23 protein-coding genes are annotated in these 23,861 nt (G+C 56.8%); 5 read left to right on the top strand and 18 right to left on the bottom strand.

Annotated elements, in window-relative coordinates:
- Positions 1-16 precede the first annotated feature (16 nt).
- From I9185_RS15770 to I9185_RS15760, 3 genes are all read left to right on the top strand, one after another.
- Positions 17-322, top strand: coding sequence for a chorismate mutase (locus tag I9185_RS15770; RefSeq protein ID WP_171636837.1), 306 nt, complete (start codon positions 17-19; stop codon positions 320-322).
- Between the two features lie 53 nt (positions 323-375).
- Positions 376-1,266, top strand: a complete 891-nt coding sequence (gene folD / locus I9185_RS15765) for a bifunctional methylenetetrahydrofolate dehydrogenase/methenyltetrahydrofolate cyclohydrolase FolD (protein ID WP_171636839.1) — start codon at positions 376-378, stop codon at positions 1,264-1,266.
- Positions 1,267-1,635: 369 nt separating this feature from the next.
- Positions 1,636-2,229, top strand: coding sequence for a LytTR family DNA-binding domain-containing protein (locus I9185_RS15760; RefSeq protein WP_245218136.1), 594 nt, complete (start codon positions 1,636-1,638; stop codon positions 2,227-2,229).
- 2 nt (positions 2,230-2,231) lie between these two features.
- On the opposite strand, the gene pdeM is transcribed toward I9185_RS15760, so the two are convergent.
- From pdeM to I9185_RS15685, 15 genes are all read right to left on the bottom strand, one after another.
- The gene (gene pdeM, locus I9185_RS15755) at positions 2,232-2,894 is read right to left on the bottom strand and encodes a ligase-associated DNA damage response endonuclease PdeM (RefSeq protein WP_210093527.1); all 663 of its coding nucleotides are present in this window, start codon (positions 2,892-2,894) and stop codon (positions 2,232-2,234) included.
- 40 nt (positions 2,895-2,934) lie between these two features.
- Positions 2,935-5,346: a ligase-associated DNA damage response DEXH box helicase gene (locus I9185_RS15750; protein ID WP_210093526.1), complete on the bottom strand. Its 2,412-nt coding sequence runs from the start codon at positions 5,344-5,346 to the stop codon at positions 2,935-2,937.
- 40 nt (positions 5,347-5,386) lie between these two features.
- Positions 5,387-6,694, bottom strand: coding sequence for an ATPase (locus I9185_RS15745; protein ID WP_171636847.1), 1,308 nt, complete (start codon positions 6,692-6,694; stop codon positions 5,387-5,389).
- Positions 6,695-6,809: 115 nt separating this feature from the next.
- The gene (locus I9185_RS15740) at positions 6,810-7,355 is read right to left on the bottom strand and encodes a prepilin peptidase (protein WP_210093525.1); all 546 of its coding nucleotides are present in this window, start codon (positions 7,353-7,355) and stop codon (positions 6,810-6,812) included.
- A gap of 3 nt (positions 7,356-7,358) precedes the next feature.
- The gene (locus I9185_RS15735; RefSeq protein ID WP_171636850.1) at positions 7,359-8,210 is read right to left on the bottom strand and encodes a tetratricopeptide repeat protein; all 852 of its coding nucleotides are present in this window, start codon (positions 8,208-8,210) and stop codon (positions 7,359-7,361) included.
- A gap of 30 nt (positions 8,211-8,240) precedes the next feature.
- On the bottom strand, positions 8,241-8,768 hold the full coding sequence (locus tag I9185_RS15730; RefSeq protein WP_171636958.1) for a tetratricopeptide repeat protein: 528 nt from the start codon (positions 8,766-8,768) through the stop codon (positions 8,241-8,243).
- 72 nt (positions 8,769-8,840) lie between these two features.
- Positions 8,841-9,815, bottom strand: coding sequence for a type II secretion system F family protein (locus I9185_RS15725; RefSeq protein WP_171636852.1), 975 nt, complete (start codon positions 9,813-9,815; stop codon positions 8,841-8,843).
- 10 nt (positions 9,816-9,825) lie between these two features.
- A complete protein-coding gene (locus tag I9185_RS15720; RefSeq protein WP_117869719.1) occupies positions 9,826-10,794 on the bottom strand; it encodes a type II secretion system F family protein in 969 nt (322 codons plus the stop codon).
- Between the two features lie 11 nt (positions 10,795-10,805).
- Entirely contained in the window at positions 10,806-12,248 is a 1,443-nt protein-coding gene (locus tag I9185_RS15715; protein ID WP_171636855.1) for a CpaF family protein, read from the bottom strand.
- Between the two features lie 25 nt (positions 12,249-12,273).
- Positions 12,274-13,509 carry an AAA family ATPase gene (locus I9185_RS15710; RefSeq protein WP_152457246.1) on the bottom strand — a complete coding sequence of 412 codons (1,236 nt, stop codon included), beginning with the start codon at positions 13,507-13,509 and terminating at the stop codon, positions 12,274-12,276.
- A 221-nt stretch (positions 13,510-13,730) separates the two neighbouring features.
- Positions 13,731-14,354 carry an OmpA family protein gene (locus I9185_RS15705; protein WP_171636857.1) on the bottom strand — a complete coding sequence of 208 codons (624 nt, stop codon included), beginning with the start codon at positions 14,352-14,354 and terminating at the stop codon, positions 13,731-13,733.
- A 17-nt stretch (positions 14,355-14,371) separates the two neighbouring features.
- The gene (locus I9185_RS15700; protein ID WP_171636859.1) at positions 14,372-15,745 is read right to left on the bottom strand and encodes a type II and III secretion system protein family protein; all 1,374 of its coding nucleotides are present in this window, start codon (positions 15,743-15,745) and stop codon (positions 14,372-14,374) included.
- A gap of 193 nt (positions 15,746-15,938) precedes the next feature.
- Positions 15,939-16,817 (bottom strand): Flp pilus assembly protein CpaB, encoded by an 879-nt coding sequence (cpaB, locus tag I9185_RS15695; protein ID WP_210093524.1) that lies wholly within the window; start codon positions 16,815-16,817, stop codon positions 15,939-15,941.
- Positions 16,818-17,106: 289 nt separating this feature from the next.
- The gene (locus tag I9185_RS15690; protein WP_210093591.1) at positions 17,107-17,346 is read right to left on the bottom strand and encodes a hypothetical protein; all 240 of its coding nucleotides are present in this window, start codon (positions 17,344-17,346) and stop codon (positions 17,107-17,109) included.
- 313 nt (positions 17,347-17,659) lie between these two features.
- Positions 17,660-17,890, bottom strand: a complete 231-nt coding sequence (locus I9185_RS15685; protein ID WP_210093523.1) for a hypothetical protein — start codon at positions 17,888-17,890, stop codon at positions 17,660-17,662.
- Positions 17,891-18,243: 353 nt separating this feature from the next.
- On the opposite strand from I9185_RS15685, the gene I9185_RS15680 reads away from it, so the two are divergent.
- Entirely contained in the window at positions 18,244-19,110 is an 867-nt protein-coding gene (locus I9185_RS15680) for a lytic transglycosylase domain-containing protein (protein ID WP_171636865.1), read from the top strand.
- A 37-nt stretch (positions 19,111-19,147) separates the two neighbouring features.
- Here I9185_RS15680 and I9185_RS15675 read toward each other — a convergent pair whose 3' ends face one another.
- On the bottom strand, positions 19,148-19,774 hold the full coding sequence (locus tag I9185_RS15675) for a CoA transferase subunit B (RefSeq protein WP_152457252.1): 627 nt from the start codon (positions 19,772-19,774) through the stop codon (positions 19,148-19,150).
- Positions 19,774-20,478 (bottom strand): CoA transferase subunit A, encoded by a 705-nt coding sequence (locus I9185_RS15670; RefSeq protein ID WP_171724430.1) that lies wholly within the window; start codon positions 20,476-20,478, stop codon positions 19,774-19,776. The genes I9185_RS15675 and I9185_RS15670 overlap by 1 nt, the downstream gene beginning before the upstream one ends.
- Positions 20,479-20,683: 205 nt before the next feature.
- On the opposite strand from I9185_RS15670, the gene I9185_RS15665 reads away from it, so the two are divergent.
- Entirely contained in the window at positions 20,684-21,019 is a 336-nt protein-coding gene (locus I9185_RS15665) for a hypothetical protein (RefSeq protein WP_210093522.1), read from the top strand.
- A 71-nt stretch (positions 21,020-21,090) separates the two neighbouring features.
- Here the strand turns inward: I9185_RS15665 and topA are convergent, their stop codons facing one another.
- On the bottom strand, positions 21,091-23,718 hold the full coding sequence (gene topA / locus I9185_RS15660; protein WP_210093521.1) for a type I DNA topoisomerase: 2,628 nt from the start codon (positions 23,716-23,718) through the stop codon (positions 21,091-21,093).
- Positions 23,719-23,861: the final 143 nt, after the last annotated feature.

Here is a 23,861-nt window from a genome sequence, read left to right as displayed (position 1 = left end):
CCATGAGGAGATGACGATGCCCACTCTGACACCGCCTCAGAACTGTAACACGATGCAGGAGCTGCGGGCTGAGATCGACAAGCTGGATCGCCAACTGATCGAAATGCTGGTGACACGCGCCAGCTATATCGACCGCGCGTCGCAGCTGAAACCGGGCGAGGGCCTTCCGGCCCGTATCCCGGAACGCGTCGAAGAGGTGGTGCAACGCGTGCGTGCAAGCTCGGACGCGCTGGGGATGGACCCGGATCTGGCCGAGAAGCTGTGGCGCATATTGATTGACTGGTCGATTGCACGCGAAGAGCGCGTGATTGGCACCGACTGACTGACCGGGCGTTCTGTGCGCCCGATCCGTTTTTTGAAAGAAGGGATCGAAGTATGGTAGCTCAGGTTATCGACGGTAAGGCCTTTGCCGCAAAAGTGCGCGGTCAAGTTGCCGATCAGGTCGCAAAGCTGAAAGAAGAAAACGGCATCACCCCCGGCCTGGCCGTGGTTCTTGTGGGCGAAGACCCAGCCAGCCAGGTTTATGTCCGCTCGAAGGGCAAAATGACCGTTGAAGTCGGCATGAACTCGTACGAGCACAAACTGGACGCCGCGACGTCGGAAGAAGACCTGCTGGCGCTGATCGACAAGCTGAACAACGACCCGGCCGTGCATGGCATTCTGGTTCAGTTGCCGCTGCCCAAACACCTGAACGAGGATCTGGTGATCAACTCGATCGACCCGGCCAAGGATGTGGATGGCTTCCACATTTCGAACGTGGGCCTTCTGGGCACCGGTCAGAAATCGATGGTGCCCTGCACCCCGCTGGGCTGCCTGATGATGCTGCGTGACCACCACGGTTCGCTTTCCGGCATGGACGCCGTTGTGATCGGCCGCTCGAACATTGTGGGCAAACCGATGGCGCAGCTGCTGCTGGGCGACAGCTGCACCGTGACCATCGCGCATTCGCGCACCAAGGATCTGCCGGATGTCGTACGCCGCGCCGACATCGTTGTTGCCGCTGTTGGCCGCCCCGAGATGGTTCCGGGCGACTGGATCAAGGAAGGCGCGACCGTGATCGACGTAGGCATCAACCGCATCGAACGCGACGGAAAGAACAAGCTGGTCGGTGACGTGGACTATGCCAGCGCGTCCCAGCGTGCTGGCGCCATCACTCCGGTTCCGGGTGGTGTAGGTCCAATGACCATTGCATGCCTGTTGGCCAACACTTTGACTGCGTGCTGCCGCGCCAACGCTCTGCCCGAACCCGAAGGTTTGACTGCGTAAGGCAATCTGGTCGGGTCGATCATATCGGCCCGGCACACTCCTCGGTTGTGCGTGACCCTGCGAGACAATCGTTGCACGCTGTAGCCATTTTGCCCTGAATGGGTTTGACAGCTTAAGAAATCGTGATATCCCAGTATTCCCAGTTGGTTACAGGTAAGGTGCATCAGTGCGTGTCGTGCTAAGGTTGAATTTTGTTGAGTCATGCACAAAAGCGGTATGACGTCTGGGATTAACACTATTCGGAATGCTTGTACCCCACAGCGAGTGACGGCGGGCCTTGTCTTTCTTCCCTTGCTTGCCTACGCGTTTCCTCCGTTTCTGGTTGCGGATCTGAGCTTCGGTTTGCGTCTTCTTTTCTGGACCGGGGTGATGGTCCTTGCCCTGACAGTCACCGGTTTGGCGCGCAAGCTGATGCAGAAAAACCCTGTTCTGTTGAATGTTCCCGTCCGTGATCTGGCATTCGCGGCACTGATCCTGGTTCTGTTCACGCCGTCCCTTTGGATATTAGCGTGGGTCCTGTTCACGTGCGGGGGCCACATAGTACCTGGCGCCCAGACCGTAGCGGTATATGGGGTCCTGTTTGCAACGGGTTTGGTTCTTGTGCAACGCAATGATCTGAACCCATTGATGGCCTCGACCCCGGACGCCGAGAAGCCGCGCCTGATCAGGCGTCTGCCGCCTGACTTCGATGGTCAAATCCATCGTTTGACGGTCAGGGACCACAATGTGGATATTGTCACTTCAGAAGGCACGTTCACGGTCCGCTCGCGCTTTACGGACGCAATTGCCGAGATGGAACCGGTCCCCGGGCACTGTTCGCACCGGTCACATTGGGTGGTAGACGCGTCCATTGTTGGGCTTGAAAAAAAAGCGGGTAAAACCTTTTTGCGCCTGATGAACGGCGATCTGGTTCCAGTAAGCCGCAAGTACAAACCGAAGTTGGAAGAAGACGGGTTGATCTGAACTCAACGCGGCATTGGGATCATCTGTGGTTGCGGACCCGTTAGAATGGCCATTGCGTCCGAGCTCATGAGATCGGAAAGTGCCCGATCCGAACTGCGCAACCCCCCGGTGTAAGTTCCGTAGGCAGGCAGGATCAGCCGGTTTCTGTCCAGCAGAAAGGCGGGCCGGGAAATGTGCCTTCCTTTTGTCCGAATCTGTGCTTTCGGATGAAAATGGCCTGAAATTTCACCTTGCGGCCGATCCAGGGCGATGTGACGAAAGACAAGAGGACCGCACTGCCATTCGACCAGATGAGAGCCCCCCATCTCGATCGGGCCGGGATCGTGATTCCCTTCGATCCAGATCCATTGGCGCCCGGCCTGCAAAGTCGCAATCCTCAACCCTTCTGCGTCGGGCAAGGTTTGGGCCGCTTCGAGATCGTCAAAGCTGTCACCCAGGCAGATGACGGTTTCGGCGTTGGTGTGTTCCAGATCGCGCGCCAGCCGGTCAAGCGTTTCGCGACTGTCATAAGGCGGAAGCGTAGCCCCGCCCCGTCGGGCCATACGTTCTGATTTTCCCAGATGCAGGTCCGAAACACAAAGCAGTCGCCGCGCCGGCCACCATAATGCGCCAGACGGCAACGCAGCGAGTTGCTGGTCTGCAAAGGAAAATTCACACACGTTCATGATACGTTCTTGACCTGATTCCACATCTTGCGCAAGGGGTTCAAAGCTGGTCCAACCCGGCGGTTCCCAGCAGGCGGGCGCTTTCTTCGGCAAGCAGCCTTTCTTCGGCGGCTCCTTTGACAGGTACCTTTCCGACCTCAAGAAACAGCGGCGCGGCCAGTGGGGAAACGCGGTCCAGACGCAGCAGGTCGATGCGGTCGCCGATGCGCGCCAGCATTGCCTCGATCCGACCGAAGTCAACCAACCCGCGCATGGCTTCTTCGCGGGTGATCTGCATCAACAGATGATCGGGATCATATTTCAGCAAAGTGTCATAGAGAATATCTGACGAAAACGTGGCTTGCCGCCCGGTTTTTCGTTGCCCGGCCAAGTTGCGTTCGATCAGACCGGCAATCGTGGCCGAAGCGCGAAAGGTACGCTTCATGACTGCGTTGCCTGCCAGCCATGTGTCCAGCCCGTCACGCAGCGCTTCGGGTTGAAACAAAGGGCGTGGGTCAGTGACCGCATCCAAACCCCAAATCAGCGTGGCATAGTCTGTAGCGACAAACCCCAGCGGCGCCAAACCGGTTTCCTCCATCCGTTTGGTCAGCAGCAGCCCCAGTGTTTGTTGCGCGTTGCGGCCGGCGAATCCGTATACGCACAGATGCTCTCGCCCGTCGCTTGGAAAGCTTTCGATCAGCAGACGATCCCGTTGAGGCAGGCGGGACATTTGGCGCTGCAAGTCCAGCCAATCAGCCGTATGGGAAGGCAGGTGCGGCCAGTCAGTTTGGGCGAACATGCGCAGAATGCGGTCGCTGAGTTGCGTTGAGGTCGCAAATTTCGTGCCCGAGAAGGTCGCGATCTTTGGTTTGCGATCGGCGCGACGGCTGACTTCGACCACCATTTCACGCAGACCTTCATACCGCACAATCTGCCCGCCGATCAGGAAGGTATCGCCGGGGGTCAGCGAAGCAGCAAAGGCTTCCTCGACTTCGCCCAACGGTTTACCGCCACGGCTGCGTCTAAGGCGAACTTTGAGTGTATCCGTGTCCTGAATCGTGCCCAAATTCATGCGAATGCGCGACGCTGCGCGGGGATCGCGCAATTGCCATTGCCCGTCGGCGCGCTGCTGTAACCTTTGCCAGCGATCATAGGCGCGCAAGGCGTAGCCACCGGTGGCACAGAAATCCAGACAGGCGTCAAATTCGGATCGGGTCAACTGTGCGTAAGGTCCCGCGGATGTCATCTCGGCATATAGATCATCAGCGTCAAAGGGCCCGGCACAGGCCGCAATCAGAATGTGCTGGCACAACACATCGCGGGGGCCGGGGCCTCGGGGTTCTCCGTCCAGGTCATGGGCTTTGGCGGCCTCGAGCGCAGCGACGCATTCGACAACCTCAAAACGGTTCGCAGGAACCAGCAGCGCCTTGGAAGGCGCGTTGTAGCGGTGGTTGGCCCGACCAATCCTTTGCACCAGCCGCTTGACGTTCTTGGGCGCACCGATCTGAATCACCAAATCGACATCGCCCCAATCAATGCCCAGATCGAGGCTGCCGGTGCAGACGATGGCGCGCAATTCGCCACGCACCATCGCGGCCTCGACCCGCTCGCGTTGCTGCCGGTCAAGGCTGCCATGATGGATGCCGATGGGCAGGCCGTCGTCATTCGCCAGCCACAGATTGTGAAAGTAGATTTCGGCCTGCGCGCGGGTGTTGTGAAAGATCAGCGTGGTCTTGTGCCGCCGGATCTGGTCCAGCACAGCCGGAATCGAATAGGCCGCGCCTCCGCCGGACCAGGGCGGCGTTTCCGTTGTTTCCAGCATCTGGATGTCCGGGTCCGGGCCGGGATCGGCCTGCACGATCCGGCAGGCGTCCGGGTGGCGCGCCAGAAAGCCGGCAATTGCCGCAGGGTCTTCGACTGTGGCTGACAGGCCTACACGACGCAGACCCGGGTTGAGGCGCTGAAGACGTGCCAGGGCCAGCATCAGCTGATCGCCGCGCTTGCTTTCCGCCAGCGCGTGGACTTCGTCGACGATGATCCGCTGTACCCCATCGAACATGCGCGGCGCATCTTTGTACGAGGTCAGCAGTGCCAGACTTTCCGGTGTGGTCAGCAGGATATGGGGTGGATCGGCCCTTTGGCGTTTCTTCTGCGTGGCCGAGGTGTCACCGGTGCGATCCTCGATCCGGATGGGCAGGCCGATCTCATCCACCGGGGTGCGCAGGTTACGTTTGATATCCGCCGCCAGCGCCTTGAGCGGCGAGACATAGAGTGTATGCAACCCGTTGTGGTCCCCGTCGGCCAGTTCGGACAGGGAAGGCAGAAATCCGGCCATGGTCTTGCCGCCACCGGTTGGGGCGATCAGCAGGGTTGCCGGTTCCTTCGCCCGGTCGAACATTTCTTTCTGATGTGGGTGGATGGACCAACCTTTGGAGGAGAACCACGTACCAATCCGAGCGGGAATCTGCGTCATGGTTGCAGATTACCCGCCCGGAGGAGGGATTGGCACGGCGTTATTTGACGATTTTCTCGTCTTTTACGAACATGTTGGCCCAGGCACGGTCAATCAGGTCCGGGCTCATCTGATAAGGGATGCCTTCGAACTCGCAGATCGAGATCATCTGATCGATCAGGAAGATCGGTTGGTAGTTGGCATAAATATTGTTGATGGTCGGGTACTTGACCTTCAACAGGTGCACCAATGCCGCCTCATCCAGCGGCATACCTCGTTTGCGGGCCACCATGGCAAAGATTTTCAGGAAGTTCTCCTGATTGGGGCCGTCAATCTTGATCTTGAAGAAGATCCGGCGCAAGGCCGCTTGGTCGAAGATCTCATTGGGGTGGAAGTTGGTCGAGAAGATGACCAGCGTGTCAAACGGAACTTCGAACTTTTCACCTGATTGAAGGCCGAGGATATCCTTGTTTTCTTCAAGCGGGACAATCCAACGGTTGACCAGCGCCTGCGGCGGTTCGGCCTGACGGCCAAGGTCATCAACGATGAAAATGCCACCGGTGGATTTCAGCTGCAAGGGGGCCTGATAGGTTCGGGCGGTCGGATTGTAGACCAGATCCAACATACTGAGCGAGAGCTCACCACCGGTTACGACGGTAGGGCGTTCGCATTGCACATAGCGAGAATCGAACCGCTTGCGACGACGCAGGCTGTTGGGGTCGTCCGGCTCCTGTTCGATCGCCGTGTGCACGATCGGGTCATAGACCGTGATCACCTGACCCGCATATTCGATAGCGTAGGGCACATAGACGTTATCACCCAACGCATCCCGGATCCCGTTCGAGATTGAGGATTTACCGTTGCCCGGAGGACCGTACATCAGAATCGATCGGCCCGCACTGACCGCCGGGCCCAGATGGTCCAGCAGGCTGTCGGGCAGAACCAGATGACCCATTGCGCCAACCAGTTGCTCTCGCGTGACCTGAATATTTCGGATCGACTGGCGTTTGACCTGCTCGCGATAGACATCCAACGGCACCGGCATTGCGCCGAAATATTCGGATTGGCTCAGCGCATCCAGCGCACGGGCCTTGCCTGCATCGGTCAGCTGATATCCCATCTCATTGCCGCTATTGGCGTTCAGTGTCCCGGTCGCTTCAAGCAGTTTCTGATCGCGCGCGATATCGACCAGTTCCTGTGTTACCGAACCAGGCAGACAGATGGCTTCGGCGACTTCTGATACCGTGCTCGCGTTTTTGCGAAAAATCGTCTTCAGCAGAATGTCCCGCATCATTACAAGCGGAAGCTTCATTTCGCCCAGACCTTTGGGGGCAGGGGGGGCCATAACAGAGGAATTCTGCATATTCATGCGCGGTGCTCGTCCATCAAAATGTCACGCCAAGAACCCGAAAACGGGCGTCTTGAAGAAAATGAACCAGCTTTGTGGCGGGACAAAGGCAGCGGCAAGGCGCGCTGATGATAGTTTACGATCCGAGAACAGTGCCCAGAATCAGGTACATCGCCAATGATCCGCCCAAGGCGAAACCCATCGGAAACTGTTTGCCCCGGCTCCAGCTTTCCCAATGCGGCGCGATCGTGCGCAGCCTTGTGATCTTGGCCAAACGATGAGTGACCACGGAAGCCAGAATACAGGCGGTCAGGATCATAAGCATAATTCGCAGATCGCCCAGCCAGACAAACGCCGATGCGGCGGCCAGAAACTTGGCATCGCCAGCGCCCATGGTGCCCGCGGCGTTCAGGAAGATACCAATGACCAAAACCACGACGATATGCAGCAGTTGCCGGAAATAGACCGGCATAGACACGGTGATCGGCCCCAGGTTGCCGCCGACACTGCCTGTAGACCAGGGCGGGATGGCGATCAGTCCTATCACGATGTAAACCAGCGTCAGCGCAAGGACTGCATGGTTCTTGATCCGCATCTCACGCATATCCGTGAAGGCCACGTAAAAGCAGATCGGCAGCACAAACGGCAGAAACCAGGCCGCTGCCACTGCGGGTATTTGCATGTGTCAGGCCCCTTCAAGCGCCCGAAGCGAGCGGACCGCCTCGTCGAAATGCTGCGGGTGGGTTGAAATGGCTTCGCGGAAAAGGTTCTTGGCGGTGGTTATATCGCCCTGTTTGACTGCCGAAATACCCATCGTGTTGAGCAGACGCGCTCGCTCGACCTGAGTCATCGGGACGACTGGCAGGCTATAGTTGCCTTGCGCTGATCGGGCCAAAACCAGGTTGTTCTTGGCAGTAAACAGCGAGTTGTCCTGACGGATCGCTTCCGAGAACAACCGCTCCGCTTCGGCATATTCGCCGCGGGTCAGTTTGGAATATCCCCAGTTGTTCATCACACTGCCCGGACGTGTCGTCAGCCCGACAGCGGTTTCATAGAAATGATCCGCGCGTTTCCACTCTTTCCGGGAATCCGCAACGACTGCCTCGAGGCGATACCGTTTGAAGGTTTCAAAGGTTGGGGGAACCGAATCTAGAACGGTTTTCGCCTGCGACCAGTCGCCGTTTCGGACCAATGCGTCCGCGTATTCAACCTTGTCCGCGGCGTTCGTGCCCTTCATCGTTGTGACGCGCTTCCATGCGGTCACGGCCTCGGTCGTGCGTTTGGCACGGCCCAAAGAAATTGCCAGTCCGCGCTGAAGATCGATCCGGTCCGGGTTCTTGAGCGCTGCGCCGTGGAAATAGGTCACCGCTTCGTTTGGATCTGCGGCGCTCAGAAGCACATCGCTCAGGTTTGTTTCGTCAATGACGTTCACTTCCTGAAACGTTCGTTCAACCTTTTCCTCTTCGGTTTCCTTTGCACAGGCCGAAAGGATCAGACCACTGATAACAACACTCGGAATCAAGAATTGCTGGCGCATTTTTTGCGTCCTTTACTGCTCTCGCCTCAATTACTGGATCTTGCGTAGCGTGAATTGCCCGTCGCCAAGCTGCTCCAGTGTGTATTCTTGTTGTTCTTGTGGGGTATTATTAACAGGATTTTCCATTTTTGCGAGTGCTAAGCGCAGATTGTCCCGGATTGCGTCACTTTCGCCATTGTCCAGCGCATAGGCACGCTGAAACACTTGCGCGGCCTCGGGGTATTCCTGTTTTTCCATCAGCAGGACACCCAGATTGTTCCAGGCCACCGGCCAGTCCGTGTCGTCTTCGACGGCTCTGCGCAGAAGTTTTTCGGCCTGTCCCAAGCGGCGTAGCCCCACATTTGCGGTACCCAGAGACGTCAGGACCTGGGGCGTCATACCCTGTTCCAGCGCGGCCCGGGTAAAGGTTTGAAGCGCCAGTTCGTATTCTCCGGCGGCCATCAATCTGTTTCCGACCTCGATGCTGTCCTCGGCCTGACCTTTGGTGTCAACTCCCGGTGCATCCAAACCGTTGGGTGACAGGCCTTCTGTACAAGAAGCCACCATGGCAAAAACCATGGTGGCCCGGAACATTAGGCGAAACCCGGAAGGGAAGCACCTGAATTCAGCTTTCATATGGCTCTATCCGACCTAGCGTCCAAAACTCGAAATAACATTTGCCGACGGGCCAACCAGAATAATCAGCAGCGGTGGAACCGTCAGCATCATTGTGACAAGAGTCATCTTGGTCGGCAACTTGTTCGCGGCCTCCTCGGCGCGCATCACGCGTTTGTCGCGCATCTCACCGGCGTAAACCCGCAACGCCTCGGCGATTGATGTACCAAATGTTGCCGATTGGATCATGACGGTGACAAAAGAGTTCACGTCCTGAACGCCACAGCGCACGCCGAAGTCGCGCAGGACGGTATCCTTGTCCTTGCCGGCCTTCATTTCATACGCGACGGTTTCGAATTCCTGCGCGATATCCGGATAAGACGCGCTCATTTCACTGGCCACGCGAACGATGGCCTGATCCAGCGATTGACCGGCCTCGACGCAGACCAGCATCAGATCAAGCGTATCGGGAAAACCGGCGGTGATCGCTTCCTTCCGCTCTTCGACCCGTCGCGTGATCCAGTATTTGGGTGCGAAATAGCCGATCGCGCCGGGGACAAGCACCCGGATCATCATCTGTGTTCCGGTAAATTCCTGGCCGCCGGAAAAAACCGTGACCAGCAGAACACCAATGAAAATACCAAGGATCCCCAAGGAAAACTGCGCAAAGTGGAAGAACCGAACCGAATCCTTCGACCTGTAGCCCGCCTGGCGCAGCTTCAGCTCGACGGCCGAGTATTCTTCCTCGTTCTTGGGCTCGAGGAAAGTTGCAAACTTCTCAAGCTGTTCGTTTCGGCTCGAGTTTCGAAGCTGCTCTTTCTTCCCTTTTTTCTGCTTTGGAGGAGCCGCATTCGATCTTTGCAGTTTCTTCAGGGGGTCTTCCGGCTGCTTCATCATCAGTGTGACAGCGACCAGAACCATAAGCAGGCCAAGTACGCCGACAACGATAAGCGGTCCGAATTCACCCAGGTGCTGGGTCAACAGGTCATTGATGCTGGTCAGGATTTCCATGGTGCTGCCCTCAGACCTTGATGTTGGTGATGATTTTCATGACGATCAGGTTCAATGTCAGCAGGATCGCGACAACAAAACACGCGGGAATAAACCAGGGGTGATCCAACACGTCGTCGTAATAGCCTGGGTCCTTGACCAGAATAAAAATCAGACAGGCAACAGGGAACCCGGACAGGAACTTGCCGGACCATTGCGCCTCGGCCGTAATCGCCTTGACCCGACGGAACAGGCGAAAACGGGCGCGGATCACCTTTGCCAATCCGGCCAGAATTTCGGCCAGGTTGCCGCCAGATTGCTGCTGAATACCCACGGCTACGGCAAGAAAGCGCATATCCTGCATGTCCAGACGCTCAGCCATGTCCTTCAGCGCCTCGCCCACATCGCGACCATAGGCACATTCATCAGCGATAACGCCAAATTCGGTTCCCAGCGGATCCTGAACTTCGTTTGCAACCACCTGAATCGTCGACACAAATGGATTGCCAACACGCAGAGATCGTACCATCAGCTCAACCGCATCGGGCAGTTGTTCTTCGATCATTCCCATGCGTTTCTTGGCCTTGTGGTTTACCCAGGCGTAAACGCCGCCGATGCCGATCGCGATGGAAACAACGATACGAAGTGCCGTGTCCGTAGCGGTGCCAATGCTCAAACCGACAAAGGCCATGGCTGATACCAGACCCATGATCATGATCAATTGACGTGGAGAGAACGCGATTGCAGCCTTTTGCGCCTTGTCAGCAAGAAGTGAATACAGAGGAATGCTTTGCGATTTCATATGCTGCTGCATCTCTTTGCGCAGCTGCTCCAGCACCTGTTCGCGTCCGGCACCCTTTTCCAGCATATCCAGGCGCCGGTTGACGCGGCTGTTCAGGCTAATGGACTTGCCGAAGGCGACAAGATAGATGCCCTCGACCAAGGCAAGGACCCCCACAAAGATGGCGACATAAATGATCGCCTCCATAGGCAATTGCATACCCGGTTCTCCTACATTGTGGTTGGGTCGTAGATGGACGCTGGCAAGTCAAAGCCCCATAGACGGAACCGTTCCGAATAGTGGCTCCGGACGCCAGTGGCGGTGAAATGCCCGATGATCTTGTTGTCTGGTGTCAGGCCAACGCGTTGAAAACGAAAGATTTCCTGCATGGAAATCACGTCCCCTTCCATCCCGGTGATCTCGGTGATCGAGGTCATCCGGCGCGAACCGTCCTGTAGGCGGCTGGCCTGCACGATCAGGTTCACAGCCGAGGCGATCTGACTGCGTACCGCCTTGATCGGCATTTCGATCCCGGCCATCGCGATCATGTTTTCCAGACGTGAAATGCCGTCACGGGCCGAGTTGGCGTGAATCGTGGTCATTGATCCGTCGTGACCGGTGTTCATGGCCTGCAACATGTCGATGACCTCGGCGCCGCGTGTCTCACCCACGATGATACGGTCAGGACGCATACGCAGGGCGTTCTTCAGACAGTCGCGCGGGCTGACTTCACCTTTGCCTTCCACGTTGGGCGGGCGGCTTTCCATCCGACCCACATGCGTCTGTTGCAGTTGAAGTTCAGCCGTGTCCTCGATGGTCAGGATCCGCTCGGCATCGTCGATGAAGCTGGACAAGGCGTTGAGCGTGGTTGTTTTACCCGAACCCGTACCCCCGGAAACGATGATATTCAGTCGCGTGGACACGGCGGCCTGCAAATAGGCGGCCATTTCTTCGGTGAACGCACCGAAATTGACCAGGTCGTCAATACCCAGCTTGTCTTTCTTGAATTTACGAATGGAAACAAGCGATCCGTCCACCGCGATCGGAGGCACCATGGCATTGAAACGCGATCCATCGGCCAGACGGGCGTCAACATACGGGTTGGATTCATCGACGCGGCGGCCCACGGCGGACACGATCTTGTCGATGATCCGCATCAGGTGCTTTTCATCTTTAAAGGTAATGTCGCTGAGTTCCAGCTTGCCGGCACGTTCCACAAAAATCTGTTGTGGACCATTCACCAGAATATCGTTGACCGAATCGTCCTGAAGCAGCGCCTCGAGCGGGCCAAGGCCCGTCACCTCGTCATACAGTTCCTTGTTCAGTTGGGACCGGTCTTCGCGGTTCAGAACAATGTTTCGTGTTTCCAGAACTTCACTGGCGATAGCACTGATTTCAGCGCGCAACTCGGCTTCGCCGGCGTTTTCCAGCGCGGCCAGGTTCAGGTTCTCCAGCAGTTCGCGGTGCAGTTCGATCTTGATCTCACCCAACCGCTCCTTGCGTTTGCGGTCTTTGTCTGAACTTGTGACCTCACCTGCAATCTTTTTCACGGGTTTGCGTGCCACCGCAGTCGCGACAGGTGTCGCCTGTGCAGAAGACGCCGCTGTTTCAGCCGGTTGTGCCGGCGTTTTGACGGGCTGCGCTGCGGGTTGCTTTTTGTATCTTGAAAACACGGCTTATCCCCCCTTGGGATGATGTTTACGCAGCTTCTTCGGCACTGCTGCCGAGGCTGTGGAGCGACTTCGCCAGCTTTGCGATTTCGCGGCGCAAAGGGTTCTTGGCGGCCGCATTTGCCAGAGGCAGACCATGATCCCCACTTTGCATGACCGGTTTGCCACCATCAGGCAGCAGAAGGTCGATGGAGATTCCAAGGCTTTCCCCCATGCGTTTCACGCGGCTTTTCCCGTTCAGATCGGTAAATTTCGGCGCGCGGTTCAACGCAAAACGCAGCTTGTTGAATGGTAGCTCCTCTGCCTGCAATGCACGTTTCAGGCGCAGGGCATTCTGGGCGGACCGCATGTCCAGCTCGATCAGGGCGAAATACACATGGGCGGCCTGCAAAACTGTTTCCGACCACAGGACCAGCGTTTTTGGCATGTCGACAATGACATAGTCGAAATGCGCGCGCGCCATGTCGATCACGCGCTGAATGTCTTCCGGGGTGATCAAGTCCAGTGGCACCATGTCGGAGGGTGCGGTCAAAACCTGAAGCTTTTCTTCATATGTTTGAAGGGCTTGCGAGAATACTTCGCTGTCCATCGCATCGGTATCCGACAGCATTTCAAACACGGTCTCTCGTCGCGGCAGATCCAGATAGGTGGAAACAGTCCCGTATTGCAGGTCCAGATCGATCAGACACACAGTCGGCGCGTCTTTGTCCGAGGCACAGGCCAGTTCCCAGGCCAGGTTTACGGCCAGTGTCGTTGCGCCGACGCCACCTGCCAGGCCCTGAACGACAAACAGTGCGCCTTCCTTGGACGCGCCGCCGGCCAAAGGAACGGCGGCTGCTTGCGCAACGGCAACCGGGTCGGGCTGCTTCATTCGCTCGATGGCTTCCTGCAATTCGCCTTCGGGAAGAGGATAGGGCACGAACTCGTCAGCACCCTTGCGCAGCAGTTGGTGCAGGGATGCCGGAGTAACATCCTCGGCGATCAGAACAACTTTTACTTTCTTTTCATTGGCTTGAGTGATTATCTCACCTAGCAGAGAAAGGTTGTCTTCGTCTTCTCCGTCGATCGCCAGTGCTACGAATTCCAGCGTTTCAGCTTCGGGTTGGCTGAAAAAGGCCAACGCTTCTGCAAATCCCAGATCTCCCCAGCGTTCGCCCAAGATGGCTTCCATGTCTTCGATCAGAAGGTCGAAATTCTGAACATCCCGACTGATGGTGCAGGCCAAGATTGCAGTATTGTCGTCTTGCGGCGTCGCGCTGGTCATAAACACTATCCTCGTCGTGAGGGCTCAGCATGTCATATGAACGAAATCCGCCAGATTGATGTGCTGTCGCCCCAATACGGTCAAATTTGGCCGCAGGTCACCCTATTGTTCACAATGTTGCTTTGAAGTTGGGCGAGAATTGGGCGCAAAAGAACCAATTGTAGGGAAATGGGCGACGATGTCGCCCATTTCAAACGTATTATCCACCGCTTCCGGCGGCACTAGTTGGCCGTATCTGTTGATGATACATTCTCAATCACGGTCTTCCACGTCGCACTTTCAACGTATTCGCGATAGATAATGTTCGCGTATTTACCGTCGAGCAGTTGCGGGTGACGGTCAACAAAGCCAGAAACTTCCGTTACCGTCCGGCGGTTGCGGCGATCCCGATTCGGTGTCGCGATCAACGGCTGCGTTTTCCCAAAGGATACAACGGCTTCAAGTCGTGAACGCGAGATGCCTTGCCGTTCAAGGAACGCAACGACGGCCTGCGCGCGGCGTAGCCCAAGGCTTTTGTTGTAGCTGGTCGACCCAACGGCATCTGTATGTCCGTAAACCCGGAACCTGGCTTCGGGGAACTGTTTGATCCAGTCAGCCTGCTGCAACAGTATGCTTTGCGCTGATGCGTCCAGTTGCGAACTGTTGAAGGCAAAGTTCACTTGGCTGGGCACATCCGCGGCAAATCTGCGACCGAGAATCTGAGCATAGGTCAACTCGCCGTTTTGAACCTGGATATTGTTCAATGTCGCGTTTCCAAAGGTTCCGGCATCGATCTCGTATCCGACCTCGCGCGTACATGCGGCAACGGCGACCGTAAGACCCAGTGTGATGATCCACTTCTGCATTGGTCCTATCCTCCTGATCAATCTAGGACGTAGCCGTACGAGCTGCCGAAGCTCTGTTTGGCAACCTCAGACGCTCCGCCGGCGCCCGCGCGCTGTGTGCGCGCCACCCGACCGTTCACGAACAGGTCGAATTCGCTGGGCGGTTTGACCCGATCGGTTGGAAGCGCAAGAGTTTCGCCTCGAGTCGGTGAAACTAGATGCGCCGTGATGATGATGACAAGTTCACTTTGTTCACGCTGGTAATCAGCGCTGCGGAACAAGGACCCCAGAACCGGCACATCTCCCAGCCACGGCACTTGGTTGACTTGGTCCACAAAGTTGTCCTGAAGCAGTCCGGCGATGGCAAAGCTTTCCCCGTCGCGCAGTTCTATTGTGGTCTTGGCTTCCCGCACGATAAAGCTGGGAACGGTGTCTCCATTGATCGTGAAGTTGGTGCTGGTGTCGATGCTCGAAACCGAGGTGCCCATTTCCAGATTGATCAGGTCGCCGTCCACAACCCGAGGAATGAAGTTCATATTCACACCGAAGGGTTTGTACTCGATTGCCACGACACCGTCGTCTTGCGGCACCGGAATCGGAACTTCACCACCAGCCAGAAACGTTGCTTCCTGACCGGACAGGGCTGAAAGGTTCGGTTCGGCAAGGTTGCGAACAAGGCCCTTCGACTCGAGGGCTTGCAAAAGTAAGTTGACTTGTGCGGATCCGACCCCGAAGCCAAACAACAAGACACCATTTTCCACTGTGACAGGGGGAACAAGGTTCTGCGGATTGAAACCACCGACAAAATCAGTGCCCGCAACTGAAAGCGTTGAAGAAAGCTCTTTAGCGACCGAGCGGTTCATCTCGGCAAAGCGAACTTTCAGCATGACCTGCTGGACGCCACCCACAGACATCAGGTTCGATACACGTTCGGGCGCGTACCGTTCAGCCAATTCAAGTGCGCGGGCCAGTTTGGCCGAGCTGGAGATCGTACCGGACAAAACAATGCCATCATTCGCTGTGCGAACCTCGATGGGTTCATTGGGCAGGATTTGACGCAGACGTTCCTTGAATTCCGTAACATCTGGTGCGACCCGGACGCGGACATTGGCCAAAAGATTGCCTGCGCCGTCAAACAGTGTCAGCGTGGTCAGGCCCGGGGCCTTGCCCAGAACATAGATCGTGCGCTCGGACAACGATGAGATGTCTGCAATGCCGGCATTGGCAATGCTGAGCTCTGCGAAAGGTTGTTCGCTTTCCACAACAATCGCGCGGTTCATCGGAACTTCCAGCGTTTCCACTGTGCCCTTTTTTACCACGCGAAGGGATTCAGCCCAGGCGGCATCGCCGACCGGGCCCATAAAAAGCGACAACCCCAGCAGGGTTGCGCTGATCCAGGAACGTATTGTCATGTGACCTGCCTCTCCGATCACGCCTCGTTTTTTGGGTCTTATGCCCTATGTGCAAAGAGACTGCGCGAAATCCGAATTTATTGCAATAATCAATGGTTTCTGGAATTTTCCTTATGTGGAGAATTGGCAACAACAACAAGAAAAGAGCCGCATCTGAGATGCGGCTCCGATCTTGTAACACTCTGATTTGGCGTCAATTTGTACAGGGGATAGGCACGTTGACAATCTCGCCACCGCGTCTGATGCGCGTCGTGCAGACCTGTTCAACCTCTTCCTTCGGTTCCGGAGCGGCTGCCGTTATTCCAAGCAGTTTGCGCTGATCCACCTCGATTGCCGACGCAACTGAGTCATCCTGCACCCCAACCAAAGCTAGGGAAAGACGCCCGGTGTTCTGGGCCTGCGCGAGTGCTGCGACCTGTTCCGGCGTGGCTGCGACCGTGACTGTGCGTGCAATCGTTGCGCTTGCGACGTCCGAACCAGCGGTCTGGTCGACCGCGATGAGTTGAACATTGGTTTCGATCAGCTTGGTGATGCCGCCGGTGTTGCCCTCGACGGTGCCGCTTGATCCGGTCCAGTAGATGTCGACATTGTCGCCGGGGCGCAGGAAGCCTGAAACACCAGAGGCCACGTCGACGCTGATTGCAAAGGCGCGCATACCTTTTTCAAGTCGAGATGTTAGGCCAGCCGATTCGCCTGGACGCGTGATCTTGACCTCCATAATCGCCTCGTCTTTTTCCATGGTTCTCAGAATATATCGCTCATTGGCGCCACTTTCGGGAAACAGGGCAGTGAGATCAGAGAACGTACCTTCGGGAATCGCGTTTTCCGGCCAGTCTACAGCGCGTACGTCTTCCTGCGTCAGGCGTTCACCGTATTTTAGAGGACGATTTGAAACGTAAACAGTTACCGTCGGAATGACATCGACTTTGGCATTGGCCAGCGCTTCTTCTGCCGCTTGTTTCTGCCGTGCCAGTTCGCTTTGATAAGCCGAAATATAGTTGCGTGCCATGTAAACGGCGCCCCCGGCCAGAGCAACGCCGACAATCAGGACAAGTCCGAAAACTGCTCGCATGCGTGTACCTCATTCTTTTGTTTGGTCGAATACTTAGCGGCCAAGGAACCACATTGAAACAGCCTATTTGCTAACCGCAAATTGTGTCGAAATGTGGGACAAAAATGCCTGATTGACAGATTTCCGCGCCTTCTTCCGCACAATTCCGCATGGTTATTGTTACCTCCCACGATTGCCAACGGACCGAGCGCAACAAAACAACGCTGCACCCAACGGGCGCAGCGCTTTGCTTCGAAACGGTTAAGCAAGACGTTTTTGGAAACCAGCCAGAGCGCGCATCAGCCGCGACTTAGTTTCCGCCGCCGGCAGTTCCCGCCGTGATAATACCAGACGGCGCAGTATTCGAGCCGGTGCTGACGACGGCGCTGTTCATGGCCCCGTTGATATTGCCGCCCATGCTGTCGACGCTTGAGCTTATTACAAGGTAGGTCGCGCCTGACAATCCTATGACCACTGCGGTCAACACCACCCAGTCAACTGTCACCGCTCCTGCTTCGTCAGATTTGAACTGATTAAGGAACCTTAACATGTGCTTATCTCCAAATACGTCGCGTCAGTGCCAACAACAGGCTGGCCTGTAACTGGTTCGCATGGATGGCGAAAGTTGGGCTAAATATTGATTTCGTAGGGAAATTTTGAGCTTCTACCGGGTTTCGCGCGTTAGTCGAATTGATTGGAGCAGAAGAAACGCGGCAATTACAGCAAAACGCCATGATCGTCGCGATTGCCTTCACAACTTGCGCGCGGGCAGGCTCCAGCGAACTTGGGATGGAGCAGTTTCAGATCACAAAAAAAGGCCGCGCCCGATGAGCGCGGCCTTGGAAATTCTCTAGATCAGCAACTTAGTTGTTTTTGCCTTCGCCGGTGATACCACCTGTCGCGGTGTTGCTGCCGGTGCTCAGCGATGCGCCGTTCAGGGCGGTGTTCACGTCTGTTGCCAGGCCGGTCGCGCCAGCCGAGATCTGCTGATATGCAACGGCGGCCAGGCCGATGACTGCTGCGGTCAGAACAACCCAGTCAACTGTTACTGCGCCGTCTTCGTCTTTGCGGAAGTTCTTGATGAACTTGATCATGTTACGTCCCTCCTAAAGGATCAAAAAGAGTTTAACAAACCTAGGCGTCTTTCAGAGCTTTCTCTCTCAGTCCGCTCATGTCCGTCTCGGTATGGGACTATGTTTGACCGTTGGGCGTGGCAGGAATTGGGCCAAACACAGATTTTTTTTCGCATGGCTTAACTTTTTGGTTATAATTTTCATAACACAATGAAAATAAAAGATAAAAAAATCACAACGATTGAAGCAAAGGCCCTATAGCGATGCAAAATTGCGCCAAATGAGGCGAAACTGCCCCATTTCGCTTTGTTTTTCTGGCCTTGCGGGAAGATTCGGGGTTCAAATCGCCTAAAAAGAAAACATGAGGCAGGCAAATGAATCTCCGGAACGCACTTCAATGCGCCGGTGTGCTGGCGTTTCTGATATCGGGTACTGCATCCGTAAATGCGACCGAGACAGAGCCGCGCGGCGTATACAAGCGCGTCAAAGTCCCAAAACCCGGTGAACGTCCGCGTGTGACCGTGCAGATCACTCCGGAAGAACATGCAGCCAACCCTTCAGCGCCCAGCACGGGCACTGAACTGGTGGTGCCGGAAATCATCGCGCGTACCAAAGTCGCTCCGCTGCCGGCGCCCGGTGCGGAAGTCAAACGAGATCCCAAAGGATCGTACAAGGCTTTCTGGAACTTGATTTCACCGCACATTGATGAAGGTGGGGCCGGGAGGCTTGACGCGGCGATCAGCGCCCTGGCCGCAACCAACGTGAGATCACCGCGACTGCAATCGCTGCAAGATATCGCAAAGGAACGCGGGATCGATATCCTTCGTTCCACTGTGGGAACCAATGTTTCACCTGCGCTGGTGCTTGCGGTCATCTCGGTGGAATCGGCCGGGCGTACAGACGCGGTCAGTTCCGCAGGCGCGCAGGGGCTTATGCAGTTAATGCCCGCGACAGCGGCCAGATTCGGGGTAAAGGACAGCCTTAAGCCCTCTGAGAACATTGCGGGCGGTGTAAAATACCTCAACTGGCTGATGGAAGAGTTCGGGAATGATCCAATACTTGTATTGGCTGGATACAACGCAGGAGAGGGGGCCGTACGCAAACACAGCGGTGTGCCACCCTATGCTGAAACCCGGGACTACGTGCCAAAAGTCCTCGCCGCGTTTCAGATCGCGCGGGCTTTGTGCGCAACGCCGCCAGACCTGATTTCCGATGGCTGTGTTTTTCAGACTTCCAACTAACAAGGCCCGCCGTGATCCGGCGGGCCTTTCCATTTGATCAGGAAACGATTGTCGCTTCCGTTGCGGCGCGCAGCTCATCTTCGCTGACACCTTCCGCCAGTTCGACGATTTTCAGACCGCCTTCAACCACATCCAGCACACCAAGATTGGTGATAATGCGATCCACGACGCCCTTTCCGGTCAGTGGCAGGGTGCATTCCTTCAGGACCTTGCTGTCGCCGTGCTTGTTGGTGTGATCCATCACGACAATCACCCGGCCGACGCCTGCAACCAGGTCCATCGCGCCGCCCATGCCTTTCACCAGCTTGCCGGGGATCATCCAGTTTGCCAGATCGCCTTTCTCATCCACTTCCATGGCGCCCAGAATCGCCGCTGCGATCTTGCCGCCGCGGATCATGGCGAAGGACGTGGCACTGTCGAAATAGGCCGTGCGGGACAGTTCGGTGATCGTCTGCTTGCCTGCATTGATAAGGTCCGGGTCTTCTTCGCCCTCGAAGGGGAAGGGGCCCATGCCCAGCATGCCGTTTTCCGATTGCAGCGTGATGTCCTTGTCACCCACATAGTTTGCCACCAGCGTCGGGATCCCGATACCCAGGTTCACATACATGCCGTCTTCCAGTTCCTCTGCCGCGCGTGCGGCCATCTGATTGCGGTCCCAGGGCATTATGCTTCCTCCTTCTTGCGGGTGGTGCGCTGTTCGATGCGCTTTTCGTGTTCGCCCTGAATGATGCGATGCACATAGATACCGGGCAGGTGGATGCAGTCGGGGTCCAGCGAACCACGCGGAACGATCTCTTCCACTTCGGCCACGCAGATCTTGCCGCAGGTCGCGGCAGGAACGTTGAAATTACGGGCGGTCTTGCGGAAAACCAGATTGCCGGTGTCGTCAGCCTTCCAGGCTTTGACGATGGCCAGATCGGCAAAAATGCCTTCTTCCAGAATGTAGGTCTCGCCGTTGAAGTCCTTGTGCTCTTTCCCTTCAGCGATCACGGTGCCGACGCCGGTCTTGGTGTAGAAGCCCGGGATGCCCGCCCCACCGGCGCGCATCCGTTCGGCCAGTGTTCCCTGGGGGTTGAATTCCAGCTCCAGCTCACCGCTCAGATACTGGCGCATGAACTCGGCGTTTTCACCGACATACGAGCTGATCATCTTCTTGACCTGCTTGGTCTGCAACAGGATGCCGATTCCGAAATCGTCCACACCGGCATTGTTCGACGCAAAGCTCAGGTCTTTGACGCCCGAATCCCGGATGGCCTCAAGCAACAATTCCGGAATGCCGCACAGGCCAAACCCGCCTGCGGCAATCAGCATGCCATCCGACAGCAGCCCATCGAGCGCCTCGGTGGCATTGGCATAGACTTTCTTCATGGAAAACTCCCCCAATGACATGGTGATGGGCTGGTTGTGCCGTCGCGTCACAGGGAAGTCAATGAAACCGGAGGCTGGGTCGTATTTCTACCAATGGAAAAGGCCGTTGCAATTGATCGGGTGGCTCTGCATGTTCGCCGCACTTTTATAGGAGGTTGAAAACATGAAACGAATTTGGGTCTGAGCAACCGCAGCTGCTGCGCTTTTGACTTTGTCAGCCTGTGAGCCTGATCAGGCGGCGGTACTTCAGCTCGATGATAACAAGATCAAAGTTGTTGGTACTGGATATTCTGAGAAGTCTTCACTTGAATCTGCAATTTCAACCGCCAACGCACGGTGCGCACAGCAGGGCAAAGAGGCCTTCGTTCTGGCCAGCGATACCGGCTATCAGGAGGTGGACAAGAATGCAGCCCTGATCATCGATGTCCTGACGGCTGCTGCCCAGAACTCAGGCAGCGCACCCGGCTACTATCCTAGCTCAAGCAGCTCAGAAGACTGGCAGACGACGCTCGAAGTGCGGTGCGGCCCTCAGCCCAGGTAATTCGCTGACAGCCCCCCGCAATGCCGAAACGGCGATTGTGGGGGGGGTTTCAACCCCGACCACCTGTCAGACTAGGTTGTTGCTTTCTTGATGGTTGCTTTCTTTTTAGACGTGGCCTTCTTCTTGGTGCCTTTTTTGGCAGCGCGCTCGTTGACAAGCTCGATGGCCATTTCCTGCGTTACGTCCTCGGGTTTGATGTCCTTGGGGATCGTCGCGTTGACCTTTTCCCATTTCACATAAGGCCCATAGCGCCCGTCCAGAACCTGCATCGCGCCGCCATCGGGATGCTCACCCAACTCCTTCAGAGGTTTCGCCGCGGCCCGCCGTCCACGACCGGGGTTTGCCCGCTTTTCGGCCAGCAATTCAACGGCGCGGTTCATGCCGATCTCGAACACGTCATTGGGGTCTTTCAGATTGGCGTAGACCGGCTTTGCCTCCTCCGGCAGCTGATGCATCAGGTAGGGGCCGAACCGCCCGAAATTCGCGCTGATCATGCCGCCTTCGGGGTGTTCGCCGATCTGACGGGGCAGGGACAGAAGCGTCAGCGCCTTTTCCAGATCCATGTCATCCTTGCTCCACCCGCGCGGAAGGGATGCGCGCGGGGGCTTTTTGTTCTCGGGCGTGGGTTCGCCCCGCTGAACGTAAGGGCCGAACCGGCCGGACTTCAGCCAGATCTCATCCCCGCCATCTTCGCCCAGCAGCCTTTCGTCACCTTCCGCGCCTTCACCGGCAATCGGGCGCGTATAGGTACATTCCGGATAGTTCCCGCATCCGACGAACCCACCCGTACGAGAGGTCTTCAGGTGCAATTGACCGGTGCCGCATTTCGGGCAGATACGCGGATCGGACCCATCCTCGCGCGGCGGGTACAGCTGCGGAGCCAGAGCTTCGTCTAGCTTATCCAACACTTCCGAAATCCGGAGCTCGGAGGTCTCGCCAATCGCGGCTGAAAAATCACGCCAAAACTTGCCCAGCAGATCCTTGTAGTCGCGCTCCCCGGCGCTGACGTCATCCAGTTGCTCTTCCAGATTCGCGGTGAACTCGTAGCCAACATACTGGCGGAAGAAGTTCAGCAGGAAGATGGTGACGATCCGGCCCTTTTCCTCGGGGATTAGCCTGTTCTTGTCCTTGCGGACATATTCCCGGTCCTGGATCGTCGTCACGATCGAGGCATAGGTAGATGGGCGCCCGATCCCCAGCTCTTCCATCCGTTTGACCAAAGTGGCCTCGGTATAGCGCGGGGGCGGTTGGGTATGGTGTTGAAGGGCCAGAACGGATTCGTTCTCGGACAGGATTGCTTCTTTCGCGATCTTGTCACCGCTGTCGCTGGTCGCCTTGGCAAACTGATCCTTCAGAGAGGCTTTGGCAAAACGGGCCGGATCGCCCTGCGTGATCTGTGGCAGGCGCTTTTCATCCTCGTCCGCGACGTCATCCCGGCCTTCTTCGTATACCCGCATGAACCCATCGAACATTACCACCTGGCCCGTGGCGCGAAGGCCGACCTGACCGTCGTCGCTGCCGATCTCGACGGTGGTGCGCTCCAGACGTGCGGCAGCCATCTGACAGGCGATGGTGCGTTTCCAGATCAGGTCATAAAGCTTGCGCTGATCCTCGTCTGTCACTTTCAGCGCCTTGGCGTCGCGCGACATATCCGTCGGTCGGATACACTCGTGGGCTTCCTGCGCGTTCTTGGCCTTGTTCTTGTAGATGCGCGGGCTGTCCGGCACATATTCTGCACCGTAGCGATCCGCGATGGCGTCGCGGGTCGCGGCCACGGCTTCGGGCGCCATATCGATCCCGTCGGTCCGCATATAAGTAATGTATCCGGCTTCATAAAGCCGCTGCGCCACCTGCATTGCATGGCGCGCGCCCATGCCGAATTTGCGGCTGGCCTCCTGTTGCAGGGTCGAGGTCATGAACGGAGCGCTTGGGTTACGTGCGGCGGGTTTGGCCTCGACCGATGTCACGCTCAGCGCGCGGCTGGTGATCGCCTGAACCGCCAGCTCGGCCTGTGTCGCATTGGCCAGATCGTGCTTGTCCAGCTTCTTGCCGGCCAGCGTGACCAGACGCGCCTCATAGGTCTGCCCGCGCGGTGTCTCGAACAGCGCCCGAACCGACCAGTATTCCACCGGCTTGAATGCCTCGATTTCCATCTCGCGCTCGACGATCAGGCGCAGACAGACGGATTGCACGCGACCCGCCGATTTCGCACCGGGCAGTTTGCGCCACAAAACCGGAGACAGGTTGAACCCCACCAGATAATCCAGCGCGCGGCGGGCCAGGTAGGCCTCGACCAACGGCATATCGACCTGACGCGGGTTCTGCATCGCCTCGGTCACGGCGTCCTTGGTGATGGCGTTGAAGGTGACGCGGCTGACGGGCGTATCCTTCTTGATCGAGCGGCGTTTGGTCAACGCCTCCTGTAAGTGCCAGCTGATTGCCTCGCCCTCGCGGTCGGGGTCAGTGGCGAGGATCAGCGCATTGTCTTCTTTCAACGCGTCGGCAATGGCCTTGACATGCTTGCGGCTGTCGTTCCCGACCTCCCATTTCATCGAGAAGTCATGTTCAGGATCGACCGATCCATCCTTTGGCGGCAGGTCCCGCACATGGCCGTAAGAGGCCAGAACCGTGTAGTCGGGGCCCAGGTATTTATTGATTGTTTTTGCTTTGGCCGGAGATTCTACAACAACTACGGGCATTTAAGGGGAAACCTCGCTCGACGAATTTGGCGCCTTCTATGGTGGTGCAAAATGTGTGGGGCAAGCGGGAATTGTCAATGCGTTCCTTTCGTCGGTGGAAAAGCGCCGTGATTTCAGTGCGCTATCACAAATCTTCAGAAACC

It is taken from the genome of Ruegeria sp. HKCCSP346 (assembly GCF_017872595.1).
Taxonomy (GTDB): domain Bacteria; phylum Pseudomonadota; class Alphaproteobacteria; order Rhodobacterales; family Rhodobacteraceae; genus Ruegeria.
This window is presented reverse-complemented; position numbering and strand designations above follow the sequence as displayed.

Coding starts and splice junctions, on each gene's coding strand:
- I9185_RS15700 (WP_171636859.1), bottom strand. CDS start 15,745: ATGACAATACGTTCCTGGATCAGCGCAACCCTGCTGGGGTTGTCGCTT.
- I9185_RS15690 (WP_210093591.1), bottom strand. CDS start 17,346: ATGTTAAGGTTCCTTAATCAGTTCAAATCTGACGAAGCAGGAGCGGTG.
- I9185_RS15680 (WP_171636865.1), top strand. CDS start 18,244: ATGAATCTCCGGAACGCACTTCAATGCGCCGGTGTGCTGGCGTTTCTG.
- I9185_RS15720 (WP_117869719.1), bottom strand. CDS start 10,794: ATGCAATTGCCTATGGAGGCGATCATTTATGTCGCCATCTTTGTGGGG.
- folD (WP_171636839.1), top strand. CDS start 376: ATGGTAGCTCAGGTTATCGACGGTAAGGCCTTTGCCGCAAAAGTGCGC.
- I9185_RS15730 (WP_171636958.1), bottom strand. CDS start 8,768: ATGGTTTTTGCCATGGTGGCTTCTTGTACAGAAGGCCTGTCACCCAAC.
- I9185_RS15685 (WP_210093523.1), bottom strand. CDS start 17,890: ATGATCAAGTTCATCAAGAACTTCCGCAAAGACGAAGACGGCGCAGTA.
- I9185_RS15705 (WP_171636857.1), bottom strand. CDS start 14,354: ATGCAGAAGTGGATCATCACACTGGGTCTTACGGTCGCCGTTGCCGCA.
- I9185_RS15675 (WP_152457252.1), bottom strand. CDS start 19,774: ATGCCCTGGGACCGCAATCAGATGGCCGCACGCGCGGCAGAGGAACTG.
- I9185_RS15735 (WP_171636850.1), bottom strand. CDS start 8,210: ATGCGCCAGCAATTCTTGATTCCGAGTGTTGTTATCAGTGGTCTGATC.
- I9185_RS15770 (WP_171636837.1), top strand. CDS start 17: ATGCCCACTCTGACACCGCCTCAGAACTGTAACACGATGCAGGAGCTG.
- topA (WP_210093521.1), bottom strand. CDS start 23,718: ATGCCCGTAGTTGTTGTAGAATCTCCGGCCAAAGCAAAAACAATCAAT.
- I9185_RS15760 (WP_245218136.1), top strand. CDS start 1,636: ATGGTCCTTGCCCTGACAGTCACCGGTTTGGCGCGCAAGCTGATGCAG.
- I9185_RS15745 (WP_171636847.1), bottom strand. CDS start 6,694: ATGAATATGCAGAATTCCTCTGTTATGGCCCCCCCTGCCCCCAAAGGT.
- I9185_RS15710 (WP_152457246.1), bottom strand. CDS start 13,509: ATGACCAGCGCGACGCCGCAAGACGACAATACTGCAATCTTGGCCTGC.
- cpaB (WP_210093524.1), bottom strand. CDS start 16,817: ATGCGAGCAGTTTTCGGACTTGTCCTGATTGTCGGCGTTGCTCTGGCC.
- I9185_RS15725 (WP_171636852.1), bottom strand. CDS start 9,815: ATGGAAATCCTGACCAGCATCAATGACCTGTTGACCCAGCACCTGGGT.
- I9185_RS15670 (WP_171724430.1), bottom strand. CDS start 20,478: ATGAAGAAAGTCTATGCCAATGCCACCGAGGCGCTCGATGGGCTGCTG.
- I9185_RS15740 (WP_210093525.1), bottom strand. CDS start 7,355: ATGCAAATACCCGCAGTGGCAGCGGCCTGGTTTCTGCCGTTTGTGCTG.
- I9185_RS15750 (WP_210093526.1), bottom strand. CDS start 5,346: ATGACGCAGATTCCCGCTCGGATTGGTACGTGGTTCTCCTCCAAAGGT.
- pdeM (WP_210093527.1), bottom strand. CDS start 2,894: ATGAACGTGTGTGAATTTTCCTTTGCAGACCAGCAACTCGCTGCGTTG.